11 protein-coding genes are annotated in these 15,682 nt (G+C 36.4%); all 11 read left to right on the forward strand.

Features of this window, described 5'->3' with window-relative positions; genetic code table 11:
* Positions 1-14 precede the first annotated feature (14 nt).
* The 11 genes from ACHJH3_RS06050 (at position 15) to ACHJH3_RS06100 (ending at position 15,458) form a co-directional block, all read left to right on the forward strand.
* Positions 15-257: a hypothetical protein gene (locus tag ACHJH3_RS06050; RefSeq protein WP_407064016.1), complete on the forward strand. Its 243-nt coding sequence runs from the start codon at positions 15-17 to the stop codon at positions 255-257.
* Positions 258-269: 12 nt separating this feature from the next.
* The gene (locus ACHJH3_RS06055; protein ID WP_407064017.1) at positions 270-1,214 is read left to right on the forward strand and encodes a hypothetical protein; all 945 of its coding nucleotides are present in this window, start codon (positions 270-272) and stop codon (positions 1,212-1,214) included.
* A gap of 11 nt (positions 1,215-1,225) precedes the next feature.
* Complete coding sequence (locus tag ACHJH3_RS06060) at positions 1,226-1,828, forward strand: hypothetical protein (protein WP_407064018.1); 603 nt, start codon at positions 1,226-1,228, stop codon at positions 1,826-1,828.
* Complete coding sequence (locus tag ACHJH3_RS06065) at positions 1,825-2,967, forward strand: hypothetical protein (protein ID WP_407064019.1); 1,143 nt, start codon at positions 1,825-1,827, stop codon at positions 2,965-2,967. Before ACHJH3_RS06060 ends, ACHJH3_RS06065 begins: the two co-directional genes overlap by 4 nt.
* Positions 2,960-5,113: a conjugal transfer protein TraH gene (locus tag ACHJH3_RS06070; protein WP_407064020.1), complete on the forward strand. Its 2,154-nt coding sequence runs from the start codon at positions 2,960-2,962 to the stop codon at positions 5,111-5,113. The genes ACHJH3_RS06065 and ACHJH3_RS06070 overlap by 8 nt, the downstream gene beginning before the upstream one ends.
* Before the next feature lie 20 nt (positions 5,114-5,133).
* Positions 5,134-5,820 (forward strand): tetratricopeptide repeat protein, encoded by a 687-nt coding sequence (locus ACHJH3_RS06075; RefSeq protein ID WP_407064021.1) that lies wholly within the window; start codon positions 5,134-5,136, stop codon positions 5,818-5,820.
* 10 nt (positions 5,821-5,830) lie between these two features.
* A complete protein-coding gene (locus ACHJH3_RS06080) occupies positions 5,831-8,953 on the forward strand; it encodes a conjugal transfer protein TraG N-terminal domain-containing protein (RefSeq protein WP_407064022.1) in 3,123 nt (1,040 codons plus the stop codon).
* 15 nt (positions 8,954-8,968) lie between these two features.
* On the forward strand, positions 8,969-13,867 hold the full coding sequence (locus ACHJH3_RS06085; RefSeq protein ID WP_407064023.1) for a conjugal transfer protein TraG N-terminal domain-containing protein: 4,899 nt from the start codon (positions 8,969-8,971) through the stop codon (positions 13,865-13,867).
* 62 nt (positions 13,868-13,929) lie between these two features.
* On the forward strand, positions 13,930-14,283 hold the full coding sequence (locus ACHJH3_RS06090; RefSeq protein WP_407064024.1) for a hypothetical protein: 354 nt from the start codon (positions 13,930-13,932) through the stop codon (positions 14,281-14,283).
* A gap of 9 nt (positions 14,284-14,292) precedes the next feature.
* Positions 14,293-14,631: a hypothetical protein gene (locus ACHJH3_RS06095; protein WP_407064025.1), complete on the forward strand. Its 339-nt coding sequence runs from the start codon at positions 14,293-14,295 to the stop codon at positions 14,629-14,631.
* A 20-nt stretch (positions 14,632-14,651) separates the two neighbouring features.
* Positions 14,652-15,458, forward strand: a complete 807-nt coding sequence (locus ACHJH3_RS06100) for a hypothetical protein (protein ID WP_407064026.1) — start codon at positions 14,652-14,654, stop codon at positions 15,456-15,458.
* The last annotated feature ends 224 nt before the right edge of the window (positions 15,459-15,682 follow it).

A 15,682-nucleotide genomic window follows, 5' to 3' on the forward strand; every position in this document is an offset into this window, starting at 1 on the left:
ACATGGAGGTATACATGAACAAGACATCTTTAAAACTATTGCTAAAAAATAAGGGCTTTTGGATTAGTACTATTTTTTATTTTTACCTAATCTTTGGCTTCGTTATTGCAGCAACAATAGGCAACTATTTTCAACTTGATATAACCGCAACAGCCACTATTTTTCTAATTACCTTTATTCCAATTTTAGTTTTAAAGTTATCTTATGAATCCAAACGCTCAAAAATCAAAAATCAGGAATTTTATAATAAAAAATAAGAGGGCATAGATATGGCTGATATTTTTGACGATATAGACAGACAGCAGGATAAAACTCAAAAGATTAAGTCCAACGAAATTACGGGAGATAGGTATTTTTTCCACTCTCTTCCTAAAGAATTTCAGGATATGGGCAACGTTTATTATATTCAAGAAAAAGCCGCTCAAGGCACGATAGATAAAAACGCTATATCAAAGGCAAATTTTAACGCTTATATGTGGCTATCCATAGGAGACGGAACGGCTTATGGCATATATATAACAATAGCAGCTATTTTTGCCGTAATCAAATGGAAGCTTTCAGAGGGATGGCTTGGGTTTTTCCTTAGTGCCATAATTTACATTCCTTTACTGGTCTTTATAGGCTACCATTTAATATATTACGCAATAATAAGATCTCAAGTTATAGGTCCGGTAACAAAAGCAATAGCTAACTTTACATCATACACCTTTTATATTACTTTTCTTGGCGTTTTTTTGTCGCTCATGATAGTTTTCGTCTTTTGCGTATCGTTTATGGAAGATTTTGTCTTGCTTCTTTTTAAGATAATTACGCAGCTTTCAGGCAGTGTTTTGAGCGACGGCTGGCAAGCCACGTTAACAAACGGACTAATCTGGTTTCACAACAAGCTTGTTGAAATTTTTATAAATTCAAACAACGGACTTTGGGGAAATATATATTTTATAACCTTTATTACCGTAGTAGGTACTCTGGGTTTTTTGTATGCATTTGAAAGATCTCATTATAAGCCAAACAAAGAGGACATACAAGAGCAGTATGAGTTTACCGGGCTATCCCAAGGCTATCCTATTGAATTAGCTCAAAAACTAATGAAAAGATGGCGTGAAGATAAAGAGGCTCAAATGCTAACTAGCTACTTCCAAAGCGATAGTATTAATACAGCCAGAGTTCAGGAGCAAAAGCTCAGCCAAAACAATATAGTACAAGTAAAATAGCGGACTTTTATATGCAAGAAGAAAATACTGAACAAACATCGCCAAACCAATCAAAAAAAGAGGGGATAACAACAAACCAAATTATTAAATACGCTATTATTGAAAGTTATCCTTCAATAATAAAAGATCCAATCCCTATTAAAGCCTTTATTTTATTGATCTTATATATTTGTTATATTATTAAATACATGTTTATGTTTTGTAAAAAGCGTGGGGTAAGTACTATAAAAAATCTGTTTCGTAAACAGCCCGATTATGAAATAATTAACGGAAGTACTGATTTAACAACATTCTACCTCCAAATAATGACTCAACTAGATGAGTTAAATAACCACAAGCAAGATGTAAAAACAACTCATATAAAAACACTTTATGGTTTAGAAGCGAAAAAGCAACTTCGAGTATTACTTCATGGCGGTTTAATTGAATTGAAAGATGTTGTAAATTTAGGACATTTTGTTTTGCGAAAAGAGATAATTGAGTTTAAAAGTCCGATTACTCTAACTTCAAATGTTTTTGTAACTAAGGAATTTAATGTGCCCTCAATGCAAGTTTGGAGTCTAAGGCAAAAATACGCTATAATTAAACCTGATATTGAGGAGAGTACTAAATGAGAAAATTTATACTTACTATCCTTATGTCATCATTATTAATCTCTCAAGAAGCTCCATCTAGCGACGTTTCGAGCCTTTTTGAGTATGATGCAGCCAATGGCTGGTGGTGGTATAAAGAGACAGTAAAAACAACAGACAATCAGGATCAAGAAATCAAAGTTAAGCTTGACTCAAAAGAGTATCTAATGCTTAAAAAAGATCTTGCCTTAATTGAGGTTTTAAAGAGAAACAACCGCGAATTAAAGGAGATAAAGACAAGGCTTAACTATGCTTTTCCGGATGTGGCACCGGAATATTCAACAAACTCTAAAGGCGAGAAGTGTTTAACAAACTCTTCTGCTGATTGTTTTGTAATGCCTGTGCAAGCGGAAGCTCAGCAAATTCCTGTTTTAAAAAAATGGTTAAGAGAACCAAGTCCGACAAATTCCAAAGAATATTTAAAGTGGCAAGCTAAGTATTTTAACCAATTGGACAATGTATCACAAGGACTAAGGTTTTCTTTCTTGAATGAGGGGGCAGAAGCTTATCCTACCGACGCAGCCATGGTTTACGGAGATTCACTATCCGATCCTACAGCCGAAGATATGCTTGAATACAGAAAAATAATAGCTCTTGACGGACTTAAGGAAAAAATCGGCATTATTATATTTCTTGGGGGAAATACTCATTTAGAACAAGCCATTAACGCTTATTATAACTTAGGTCAATTAAGTAAAGATGCTTGGAAAAATATCAATGTAACTGTCGTTGTGCCAAACGAAGGAGCAAAAAAGTCAATAGAGTCTTTCGCATCTAATATTGGCGACAGCTGGGTTAAAAATTTTTGGAAAAAAACTCCCATTGAAGTTCGCCCAGAGATGTTTGAGCGTATGAATGTGATGGTAACTCCGTCTATAGTCGGAGTTTATAAAGTAAACAAAAAAGAGAAGATTTACCAAACAATTCTAACCGGCGAAACAAGCGAAGCTAGAATTGCAAATGCAATGATTAGCTTTTTAAAATATAACAATATTGTAGACCCGGCTGATTTTGCAGCTGCATTTAACAGCGCCCAGATACAAAAAAATATGGGTGTTAAGAAAATCGATACAAATAACTCGATGATATATCAAGATACAAAAAGGTTGACTAATGAGTAAGATCAAGAAAATTATTGCTACCATTGTCTCTGTAGCTCTTTTTGGACAATCTACACTATTTGCCGCATCTGTAGGCTCACCAACCTCTTTCTTTACAGATGTTTTTGGGGATACTATGTATAGCAACGTAACAGCCGGCGGTTTTTTTAAATCAACAAATCCGGACGGTTCCGTAAATGAGTATATGACATACATTCCCGGCGGTGTCTTTTTTAGATTTGGAGCTGCCTTTGACGAACCAGAACCGATATTCTCCATCTCTCAGCCTACAAGCCGAATGGGGTGTGGAGGTCTTAGCGTAAAAGGTATGTTTATAAATATTCTCGGGCTAGATCGTCTTGCTATGATGCTTAAAAATGCCGGTGCTTCACTTGCATGGGGTGTCGCAGTTGGACTTTTCTACTCTCTTCCTGGGGTCGGTAAGGCTTTTGAATTTTTAAACACTTGGGCAAAAAACATTCAAAATTTACTAGCTAATGCTTGCCAATCCGGCTATAACATAGGACGAAGCATAGGAAACACAATAGGATTAGACTCTTCTCAAACTTTGACTGGGTATATTCATAATAAATTTGTAGATAATGGATTTTTTCAAAATAATCAAGATACAGAGAATTTTCTTGATAAATACAGCAACAGCATTAAGAATTCTGCATGGGGCAAGTGGCTTGATAACTTTGACTCTAACATGGTATTCCAAGGCTTTGGGGATTATACTAGCGCAAAGTCTCCTGAGCAGATAGCCGAAAACTGGAGTAGATTAGTAAGCCAACTCTACGTTCAAAGATCAATTGGTACCGACTTCTTATTCACTCTTTTTGACTTTCAAAACTCTACAATGTCCGATAAAAGAGCCAAGTTTTTTGCCAACCTGATGGGATCTCCTGATTTGGCTTCCGTCCCATTGTACCAAGTTAAAAAATTTGCTATTACAGCCTCAAGATCTGGAAAACAACCGGAAGGTGATGGTGTTTTAGTGTTTTCCGTAGATGATCTTATTAAAAACCTTGTGAAAACCAAAAATACAACCGCTACATCTATGACTTTAGAAAGTCGTATAGCACAAGTTGCGTTTGCAACCGCTCTTGCAAAATATATAGGTGTAGATGTTGTGGCTTCTGACTTATCATCCATAGATAATATCATGAGACATGCCATAAAAGCTGTCAATGCAAATGGCGGAAATTTACCTGAAGCCCCTGATACTGTGCCCGGCTCAACAGGAAGCACTCCAACCCCTGCAAGTGGTGGAAAATCGCAACAAGCAATCAATTTAACCAAAGACGCAACAGGTAAGAGCATTCATAAAGTTGATGTTCCGGGTAACGAAGAGGCTTCATTTATCCAAAACTTCCTTAGAGTTATGCTTACGGGAGACGGAAGAGGTGGTGCCGGTACCGATCCAACACCTTCTGAAGCTATGTCAAAAGATGCAAAAACAAATCTTCTAAACATTCCGGCTCTTGGATTTGGTGCTATTGCAATTCCAGCTCAAGGAACCTCTGAAAATAACAATGGAGATAAGGTATTTATAGTATTCTCTTTGGATAGAGCGTCAATGTCCGGCATTTCATATATAGATCCTAACAGCCCTATTATCAAAGAAGGGCTTTTAGCAAGATCTAAAAAAGTTTTAGACCGAATTGTAACTGGTTATACAGATCCTGCTGTAGGAGCCGGTGGACAAGTTGATATTGAAAAAACCGAAGATATGATATGGGTTTACAATGAAGTTTATAGACACCTTCTTGTTATACAACAATCAACGGAAACTGATCGTCAAGACATTATGAATAAAATTGCTTCATACAATGCTTATGCCGTACTTGATTCTATTATAAAAAGCGTGTTTAATATTCAATCATTTAGCAAGCCGATTATGCCGGTAGCTCAACTCGTAAAAGGCAAATTTATCGTAAGCGGCAACGATACGGGAATCATTCCTCCTAACGAGACTTTGTATAACGACGCTATACAAAAGAATATGACAAAAAACGTTGCATTACAAAAAGAGTATAACGAGTGGTTAAAAGCTAATAGCAATGGCTTGCACCAAAAAGAAAATATAAATAACGAAATCGAAAGACTGCATAAAATTAATAGCAAGCGAACTATTCAAGCAGCTCCTGAAAACCCAGCGAATTAAAATTATGTGGAGGGCGGGTAATGAAAAAAATATGCACAATCCTATCTATAGTAGGGCTTTTAATAAGCCCCTCTATAGCTAATCATGATATAGCCGGTTTAAAGCAGCTAAATCAAGCTCAAATACAAGAATTTCAAGGCGAAGCCGAGCCTTTAGTTTATAAAAAACTTATCGAAGCCATTAAAATGTCTAATCACCCTCAACAACTTGCAGTCTTAGGCGCTTTATACGCTTTTGGGGCTCAAGAGCCAGATTCCGTTGGCGACACAATCCCGCAAAACATTCCATTGGCTGAAAAATATCTACTTCAATCAAGAGAACTTGGCAATAAAGAGGCAAACATAATACTTGGAAGCTTGTTTTATTTTCATATAGGCGATATGAAAAAAGCCGAGCTTTATCTAAATGAAGCATACAAAAACGGCGACTTAGAAGCCGGAGTTATTCTAGCCGATCTTTTTGACACTATAGGCAAAGACAAAGAGGGCTTAGATCTTCTTTTGAAATTAGCGGAGCGCCGTCTAGCCTCAGCCGAAATGGCTTTAGCTTTTATATTTAAAGACGGACTTATCGACAACAACGGAACTACATTAGTAGAAAAAAATAAAAAAACAGCAGAATTTTTCCTTACGAGGGCTTGCACCAATCCAAAGCAAACTGAAAAAATTATGGATTTTTGCAACAATCCTGAGTTAGTTAGAAAATAAAGGTGGTCTTATGAGATATATATATTTATTGGTTGGATTGCTACCGGCTTTACTATTAGGAGCGGACGATAAGGTATATACCTTTTATGTAGATTCTCCTACAATGGTTGAGGCATACTACAATATATTTAATTCTATGGCTAGTATGTTTCAAGCCGGCACATATATGGAAATACTCAAGCTTACGGTTTTGGTAGGTGGCTTTGTCACTTTTGCACTTGCAGTTTTAAAAACTTATCAAGGTGGAGCCGGAACCGCTCCTCTTGGCGAATTTGCAAAATATCTACTAATTATGACAGCCCTTTTAACGTTATTATTCGCCAACCCTGTAAATATGTATATCAAAACAAAAAAATTGCCGGAATTTTGTGCTCCCGGAAGTTCTGCCACCGCTCACTATAGCATAGCGGATAGTGGAATATATAAAAACGCTTCTGCCGATACCGTGGCAACCATGGTAGGCAACATTCCTGAAGCTTTAGCGTGGGTTTTTGCAACTATAAACGAAGTTGGTAGAGGAACAACCAATATGGCAACGTCTGTATTCGGAAACGTAGATAAAAGCGGAATAGCAACGGGAAGGGACGGAGAGTATGCTTCATACCTTTCGGTTATTACATCCCTTCTTTCAACAAGAATACCTGACCTGCTAGCCGATAATAGATTTATGGGAACTGCCGGAGGTACTTCAACCGGAGTAGCCGGTAAAAATACAAATACTCTGTTGAACGGGCTTGATTCTATACAAAGAGATTGTATTATGTATCAAGCCTCTAAATCTATTGCAGGAAACGTTGTAATAGATGCGTTTTCGACAACGGGTGATATGTATGCAACCTTAGATGATTTTATTACAAAAGGTGAGCTTGCCGTTTACAAAAACCCTATGCCGACAGATTTAAAACCCGGTCCCGGCGGAACATTGCCTGCAAGATCGGACAAAAAGGTTATGATGCCTGCCGGATATATGTTTAACGGAGGCATAGCGCCTAAAGATGCTCTTGTTAGCGTTAATGGAGAGGTCTTAACTTGCGGAAAGCTATGGACCAACGTTAAAGATGGACTGGACACTTTAAAAGCAAGCGGTGCAATTGAATGTCAAGTTAGCTTACGCGGTAAATTGGACATCAACTCAATGATGGTCCTTACCGGTGATAATGACTTAAAAACACACACTACAAATGTTACAGCCTATGCAAGAAATATAGGCATTAATGCGGGACTTATGAATAGATTTTTAGAATCCAAAAATAAAATAGTTCCGGGCGAGATGAGTTATGCTGCCGGCAAAAGTATAGGCGACTTTGTAACATCATCTCTTGGCAATGGTTATTATATGGCAAAAATGCTACCATACATGCAAATGGGCATGAGAGCTATCTTTTATGCGTTCTTCCCTTTTGTGTTTATTGTTGTTTTACTTCCCGGCGGAGTTAAAAATTTAGGACAATATCTAAAAACACTTATTTGGATAGAGCTATGGTCTCCTACGGCAGCTATCTTAAATATGTTTTTGTCTTTACAATCTCAACAAGCAATGAGCAATTTATACAACGTTCAGGGATTAAATCCGGCTAATAGTTTACAAGTCTTTTCAGAGGCTACTCAAATGGCTTCCGTTGCAGGCTACTTATATGCTATGGTTCCGGCTCTTACATGGCTTATTTTAACCGGCTCCGGCTATATGCTTGGCAATATTACAGGCGCAGTTGCGGCTAGAATGGCTCAAAATATGGACTCTCGTGCTATAAATCAAGACATGAGAAGTCTTACCGCATTAGGAGCTGTTAATGCCGAAAGACGCGCTAAAGGGCAAGAGCTAATAAACTTGGCTGAGCTAGATAAAATGCAGGCTGAAAGAATGGCTGCAATGGAAACGGGTCAATTAAGTGCTTATACACACTTAGGGCATGCAGCAACGATAGCCGGAACTAGAGGTAGGGAGATATTCTCTACAGCTGAAGGTGTGGGACAAAATGAAGCTTCACGAAATCAGGCAAATATAGATGCCGCTAAAACCATGGCTTTAACTACAGCGGGAGTAAACAGAGAAAAAGCAATTCAAGCCGGCTTGATGAATCAAGATGGAACATTTAATATGGCTGGTATAGATAAATTTGCACGTACTAAGGGAGTTGAAGAGCTCGTTAAATATCTTGGCGAACAAAACGTACAGAAATTATATTCTCCTCAACAAAGAGCAGAGCTAGAGGGAATGAAGCTAGCTAAAACAATGGGCGAAACGCTGGGTAGTAAAGAAAGGCTAGTGCAAGAGCTTCGCGCAATTGGCGGTCACGAGGGGTTGATCAGCCGTATTCAAGCTGGAGACAACAGAGCTTTTGCCCGAGGACTTATAGCAGCTGCACCACATGGAGCGTACGCCTCAATGTGGAATAAGCTATCAGATGATCAAAAAGTATCTATTTTGGAGGCTGGCGGAATTAGCTACAGCGATTGGGCTAAATATGGAGTTTCAACTAGCTTTGCAGAGATGAAAGGAGCTGAAAGATCAGTTGAAGCATTCAGCTTAAGCGGAACGGGGCGTGGTCTTGTAGGATGGGGCACTATGCAAGCTAGACAAGAAAATTTGATTTCAGACGGAGATATTAGAAGGGCATTAAATATTCAAAACCCAAATATAACTTCACAACAACTAACAGAAAGCTTAAGGGCTAAAGTTGATGAGATTAACAGAATAAACGACAACGATACAGCTTCTAGAAGCATGCAAGCCTTAGTAAGAGATTTGAGTGGGGCAAACAACGTCGGAGTTAAAAATATTAATGATTATGCCTCTAAGAATGTAGAAAACTACCTCAAATCGACTCAGGGAGCATCTACTTTAGATGCATACCAACACATGACAGATCATGGCATTAGCGTTCATGATGCTTTAACGGCACAAGACTTCTTAAGACCTGTTCAAAGTTACGCTGAAATGCAAAACTTTAGAGCGTTAACAGGAGATGATTTGAGGGATGTTGTGTCCGTACTTAGATTGCAACATGGTGGACAACTCGGCAATGCCGCTATTAACATTTCTAGAGGAGCAAAAGACTTCCTAATGGGAATTGCCGGTTATATAAAAGATCCTAAGTTCACAAATGCCATAAGCAAATTCACAACAAAATAGTTGAGGATAAATAGTATGTATGAATTTATAGTAGAAAATCAAACAATGGTGCAATCTTATGAACACATATTCAACACTATTGCATCATTATTTGGCTCTGCTACATACCTTGAAATCATCAAAATAGCTTTTTTATTAGGCGGATTCTATGCCTTTGTTTTGATGATCTTAAGCTATTTAAACATCAACATAGATGCCTCTCCTTTTAAAAGAGGCTCTATTTTTGTGGGCTATATTTTTATTGCATTCGCTCTACTAACCGTCACCTTTTCCGTTGATAAGGTTTCTATAATCACAAAAACAAGCTCTTTACCTACATATTGTGCGAAGACAGCCCCAACCACAACCCATTCTAAAGTAGACAATGTTCCTTGGTTGTGGGCTTATATCTTTACAACAATAAATGAGGGCGGACATAGCCTTACAAAAATGGCTACTGCCGTATTTGGCAGCATAGACGGGAAACAGAGGGGAAATTACGTAGATTATATTCAATCAGCCGCTGGGATTTTAACTTTAGACTTCAAATATCTTGGCGAAAAAACAAGTAGTGTATCTTCTGTAATGAATTCCATAAAAAACGATTGTATTTTAACCCCCGGCTCAAAAACCGCTAGTGATACAAACTCTATTATATATGCAGTTCAAAATACAGGCGATATCAGGCGCACTCTCAATGATTATTTTAGTGATGAAGCAGCTTTAACTATGTATCCAAACCCGACATCAAACAAGGCAGTTGATTTGGGTAGTGCAGTTGTAGATGGAATTAAGCCTAAAAATTTTTTAATGTCTATTAATGGAGAGATTAAAACTTGTGGTGCGGTTTGGGCAGATACTAACTCTGTTTTAAATCAATTAATGACATCAAACTCATTAGAATGTAGCAATGGTTTAAAAGAGATATTAACTCCAAATAATCTAGCTTTTTTTACAGGTGATAAGACAGCTACAATATCAACTCCCCAAATGCATAATATATTGATTAATGCTGCCCTTTTGAACACTGTTTTAGAAAAAAAATACAATATCCCATCAGAAATATCTTTTGCTACCGGTAAATCCATCGCACAACAAACAAATCAGTTTGTTGGCACCGGCTTTTATATGGCAAAAATGATTCCTATACTACAAATGGGATTAAGAGCTATTTTTTATGCTTTCATTCCTTTTACGTTTTTGGTTATTATCATGCCTTACGGCACTCGCGTCTTAGCTCAATATCTAAAAAGTATTATTTGGGTTGAACTTTGGTCTCCAATGGCTGCAATTTTAAATATGTTTATTTTGGAAGGCTCAATAGGTAAATTTTATGAAGCATATCACATGAATGGCATTAACGCATCTAATGCACTTCATGTGTATAATGATGCCTTTGCCGTAGCTGGAGTAGCCGGCTATCTTTACCTATCTATTCCTGCTTTAACATGGCTAGTATTACGTGGCTCCGCTATGATGATCGGCAATATTCTACAAGGATTAGCAAGTAGGGCTCAGTCAAATTTCGATACGCAAACAATTAATCAGGATTTGCAGGCGATGATGGCTTCTCGCATGATTAATAGCGAGAGAAGAGCTAGAGGTCAAGAGTTAATTAATATGGCAGAAGCTGACAAACTCCAAGCTCAACGTATGGCGGCAGTAGAAACCGGTGAATTTTCAGCGTATCAACATATTGGATTTTCTGATATATCGGCTGGTGCCAGAGGTTCAGAAATTATGCAATCTGCAAAAGGAATTGGGCAAAATGAGGCAGCCAAATCTTCACAAAACATTTATGCTGCAACAACACAAAGTTTTGCGCAAGCTAGATTGAATACAGAAGCCGCCTTGGCTTTGGGCTTAATGAATCAAGACGGTTCTTTAAATAAAGAAAACATTGACCGATTCGCACTAACAAAGGGTATAGAAGAGTTAACCAGCTATTTAGGACAACAAAATGTACAAAATTTATACAACCAAGAAGAGAGAGCAAATTTGGTTGAAATGCAATTAGCTCAAACAATGGGTAGTGTATATGGCAACAAAGAAAAGATAATACAGGAACTTCGCGCAATTGGCAGCTCATCAGATTTGATTAATTCAATTAATGCTGGCAATATTCGATCTTATGCAGAAGGTATTGTTAAAACTAGCCCTCATGGCGCTCATGCACAAATGTATGAGAAATTGGCTGGCGATGTTAAAACTCATCTTTTTGAAAGCAACTCAATATCACCTGAAGACAAAGCTAAACTGTCGATAGGCGACACATTTTCTGAGTGGGAGGGATTAAAGATATTCTATGACACTGTTAAGCAAAATAAAGCATTGCACGACGATGTTTTAGCTTACATGGACCAAAATCTCCCTATACAACTTAGGGGAGAAGACCCTATAATTAGAGGTATGTATGCTAAACAGTTTCTAACTCAATATATAGACACACTAGGCAAAGTGTCCCGTGCAGAGGCTTTTGCAATGATGGAAAAATATTTCGGAAGTGCACACGATGTATTATCTCAAAGCCAACTTATGGGTATGTTAAGTAGTCAAGCAAAAATTGATGTTATAGGATATGACAATGCACTAGCTTATTTTCGTATTATGCACGCTTATGACACACTTTTTAATTTAGCTGCACCTATAATCCTTTCTGCTAGCGCGACAAGAGGATTGGCTAGCAGAATTGCAAAAAAAACTTTAACCCCAGATGACTTAAAAACTATACAAAGAATAGAAAAATTAACAGGATTAAAAGGCAACGATTTAACCAAATTTATAGAAAAAACAGAAAATAAAATAGCTTTAATGGAAGCAAAAGGAGATAAATTATTATCAGATATTGATACCTACAAAGACACAACTAAAAACATCACCTCTAAAATAAAATCTCATTTAGGAGATGAAACAAGAATTAGTATCGCTCTTAGTGAAGAAATTACAGATATTTCAAAGAAGCTAGATGATGTAAACAATAAAATATTGACTACTAAAGATGTTTCACGATTAAAGATTTTACAAGCAGAGAAAGATTTACTAACAAATCAGCTTAGTGAAATACGGCTCTATCAACAAGTGACTACTGAGGAACTTAACAGAATTAGACCGACAGGCATTAGGGATATTATCTTAAAACAAAGTGCATTAGGAAGCATGAATTCCGCAGACAATGCCGCAAACCTGCTATTTAAAAAAAGTGAAGTTCAACACCTTCTTAACGAACTACGACAATCTGATGACTTCATAAAAAAAGTAGGAAGGGTTAATTTAAGTGGAAAAACGATGGCTGCTGCCACTACAGCGTTGGTTGTAGGTTATATATATCACGCAGATAAAGTTGAAGAAGTATCAAAAAAGCTGGGTGATGCCTGGGATGGTATGGTAAGTATATCAAAACAATGGCGCGACAACAATGCTTTTGCGATACTGGCAAGAAATTCGACTAAAAATTTAACAACAAACGATAGTTTAGAGAATGCAGCTAATTTTTATGGATTAAAAAATACTCGAATAGAAGAATTGGATGAGTGGGATACTACAGTAAACCTTTCAACAAATCAAAGCAATCTAAGTCCTGAAGAAGAAAAAAGCTTAAAAAGGGCTCAAGAATATCTAGACGTTGCAGGTGAAAATAGCTTTTTTGGGAGCTTTGGCAAAATATTTGGATATTATACTAAACCTGTTGCGGAATTTGGGTTAGATGTATTTACACTTGGAGGGGCAACTATATTATCTTCTGCGCATGATTTTGCTACACAAAGTTATGCTCACGGTAGCGGAGCTTCTAATTTCAAGCGCAATTTTATGGATGTTATGGGAGACAACATCAATAATCAAGATATGGTGCTATTGTCTCACATAGAAGGCGCTGTGTCTATGATGGCGTATCATGATGATGTATATAGTATGGAGAAATCCATGGCTGATTTTAAAAGAGTCTACGAAGAGGGTTATTTAAATTTAACAGCCAAGCAAAGAAAGTACATTGATGAACACGCTCCTATTACAATGCAAGCAGTTCATTCAATGTATAACAATCCAGAAGAATTGCGTATTTTTATATCAAGCGTTCATGAGGAGAACATTGGTATTACAGGAAGGTTTAACAAGGAAAATCTTGAAATATTAAGGAGCCCATCGCCTAGCGCATTAAATGCAAGAATTAATGAACATGGTTTGGGAGATCTTGCTATGTCTTTATTTTTAACTGGAATGGTTGTTGATAAAAAATCTATAGGCGCTTTATCAAGTCAAACACTCTACAGTAAAAGTGCTACACACGATAGATTAGAACAAGAGAATATATTTGAAAAACAAGCCAATATTGCAGGAGATAGCTTAAATCCAGACTTAAGGGACCTTATTAACGCTCCTAGTGAAAGACGAACTCAGATTATAATTGATGCTGCAATACAATCCCCTTGGGAATTTCAATCTATCCAAGACCTAAACACCTTTACTTTTGCAATATCTGCTTTAATGGCTAATAACGAATTAACCATAACACAACAAGCTATGATTGAAGCCAAATTTAGACAACTAATTAATGACATGAATGGCGATCCAAACTTTAAGCTTAGTTATATTTCTCAGTTAAATGTCAACAATTTAAGCGAAGCGATTAAAGAAATTAATACAGTAAACCAAAACGCCCTAAGGGAACAAACTAAAATTTCAGAAGAAAAAATTAAATCCGGATATTTAGATCGTCTATTGTCAGATAAAGAGTCTGATATATCAGCATCATTCTTTGTCAAAGATATAGAAGAGGCGCCTATTATTTTGACCAATGAATTTAATCCAGTTAATAGATATAGGATATTTAATGAGAGAAAGGGGATAGGAGTTGCCCGTAGCCAAGCCGAAATAGAAGCAGAGTTTGACGGAGACAGGGCAATAGCCGATTTGAAGGCAGGAAATAGATTAGATTAAAAAATATTTAAGCTTTAATATTATATAATTATAATGTTAAAAATTTTAGAAAGGAAGTAGGCTTGGGTTTTTATACAGATGTTTTAAACTACTGCATTCAATGGCTAATGTTAAATACTTCATTAGGCTTTGGCAGCTCTATTTTTATAGTGTGGTTTATTCAGCTCTTTTTTATTTTAACACTTTTTTTGCCTGCAATATCCAACTTTTCTAGGATTTGGTCATCAGCCTGTGGAGCCTTTGTTTACACCTTTTCGTGTGGAGCTGATTTAGTTGGTTCTGAGATCTATTATAATAGAGTATGGATACCTCTTTTTTATGCTCTATTTGCAGCTGCCGCAACATTATCATTCCCCAAAGCAAGGCACATTAAAAAAGAGAGGTTTACAACCACCTTCATAGAAGAAATTAAATAGGAGGTAAATATGTATACAGAAATAATATCACAAGTAGCTTTGTTAGCCAATAATTATTTAGGAATTACACAAAATTGGACATTGTTTGTTATAGGTTTTATACAAGCATACATAATTTTAGCTATATTTAACAACTGTGGCACTCCTTATCGTATTTTTATATCTTTTTTGGCTGGTTTTGTTTTTATTTTTTGTATAACAGATCCTATAACAGACAAAATTGGCTTTAGAACACTTACATACCTTTACTTTGTATTTGTTGTGTGGTCTGCTATGTTAAGTAAAGATGACGATGACAGAGAGTATTTAAATTATGTCTCTTGGCAAATGTCAACTAAGCGCTCATAATTTTACAAGGCAGCCATTTTATGTACTTAGCCTTCATCCTCTGCCTCATAGCCATATTAGCATACTCTGCTAAAGAGGAGTATGCTCTTATTTATAAATTTGGATACAACACAAATTACCTTCCTGTTAAAGCAACAAACGCAGATCTTATAGACGCAAGTGTTCACACAATTTTCAACGCAAAATGGGGCGAATTTATAGCATTTTTATATCCTATTAGCTTCCTTGCCGTTATAATCTCTATGTGGCAATATACACATGAATACAACATTTCAACGTTTTGGTCGAGCTTGTTTTTATTAATATGCGGCTTTATTATATTTTGCCACATCATAGTTCCTTATCAATTTTCTTATTTACGCTTCTATGAACAAGCCTTAAAAAGAGATATTAATTTAGCAAAATGGATAGATGTTGCGACAAATAAACTTTTTAGAGAAGATACTGTTAAGCAACCATATAGCCACACTAAACCAGAAATCAAAAAAATATACGAGCTTGAAGAGATTAATCAATATAACAATTTAATTCAGCAGATGCCTTTGCAAGACATATCTCTTAATCCATTAGATCAAGAAACTTTTATAAAAATTCTTCCACATCTCAATGGACATAATCTATTTTTTTTCAATCAAGACAACCAGCTTACCGAAATTTACTACGAAGACAAAGAGGTTGAAATTTCAAGAATTGTATTCGGGGTTTCGTCTTTGGGTATGTCTATGATGAAAAAACAAACAATTAATCAACTTGTTTATTCAAGATACGGCGATATAGCAATGTTTTTCTTGATACATGAGCTGATTAGAGTGTTTACGATAGCATAATCAATTTTATAAAACTACCAATCAAAACAGTACTTAACTATATTTTTTTAAAATTTAACGCCAATAAAAATTTTGGTATAATAATTAAGCTTGTTTTATTTAAGCAGCTTAATGCATTATAGCTTGTATTAAGCCGAAATATATACACATAAGAGGGGTACTACATGCGTATTATATGGGCTATTGTAATGTGTGCTGTCTTGGGGTTTGCGACGCCATCAAGA

The sequence above is a fragment of the Campylobacter canis genome (assembly GCF_045504005.1).
GTDB classification, from domain to species: Bacteria; Campylobacterota; Campylobacteria; order Campylobacterales; family Campylobacteraceae; genus Campylobacter_A; species Campylobacter_A canis.

Coding starts and splice junctions, on each gene's coding strand:
- ACHJH3_RS06060 (WP_407064018.1), top strand. CDS start 1,226: ATGCAAGAAGAAAATACTGAACAAACATCGCCAAACCAATCAAAAAAA.
- ACHJH3_RS06050 (WP_407064016.1), top strand. CDS start 15: ATGAACAAGACATCTTTAAAACTATTGCTAAAAAATAAGGGCTTTTGG.
- ACHJH3_RS06070 (WP_407064020.1), top strand. CDS start 2,960: ATGAGTAAGATCAAGAAAATTATTGCTACCATTGTCTCTGTAGCTCTT.
- ACHJH3_RS06065 (WP_407064019.1), top strand. CDS start 1,825: ATGAGAAAATTTATACTTACTATCCTTATGTCATCATTATTAATCTCT.
- ACHJH3_RS06075 (WP_407064021.1), top strand. CDS start 5,134: ATGAAAAAAATATGCACAATCCTATCTATAGTAGGGCTTTTAATAAGC.
- ACHJH3_RS06095 (WP_407064025.1), top strand. CDS start 14,293: ATGTATACAGAAATAATATCACAAGTAGCTTTGTTAGCCAATAATTAT.
- ACHJH3_RS06080 (WP_407064022.1), top strand. CDS start 5,831: ATGAGATATATATATTTATTGGTTGGATTGCTACCGGCTTTACTATTA.
- ACHJH3_RS06055 (WP_407064017.1), top strand. CDS start 270: ATGGCTGATATTTTTGACGATATAGACAGACAGCAGGATAAAACTCAA.
- ACHJH3_RS06085 (WP_407064023.1), top strand. CDS start 8,969: ATGTATGAATTTATAGTAGAAAATCAAACAATGGTGCAATCTTATGAA.
- ACHJH3_RS06100 (WP_407064026.1), top strand. CDS start 14,652: ATGTACTTAGCCTTCATCCTCTGCCTCATAGCCATATTAGCATACTCT.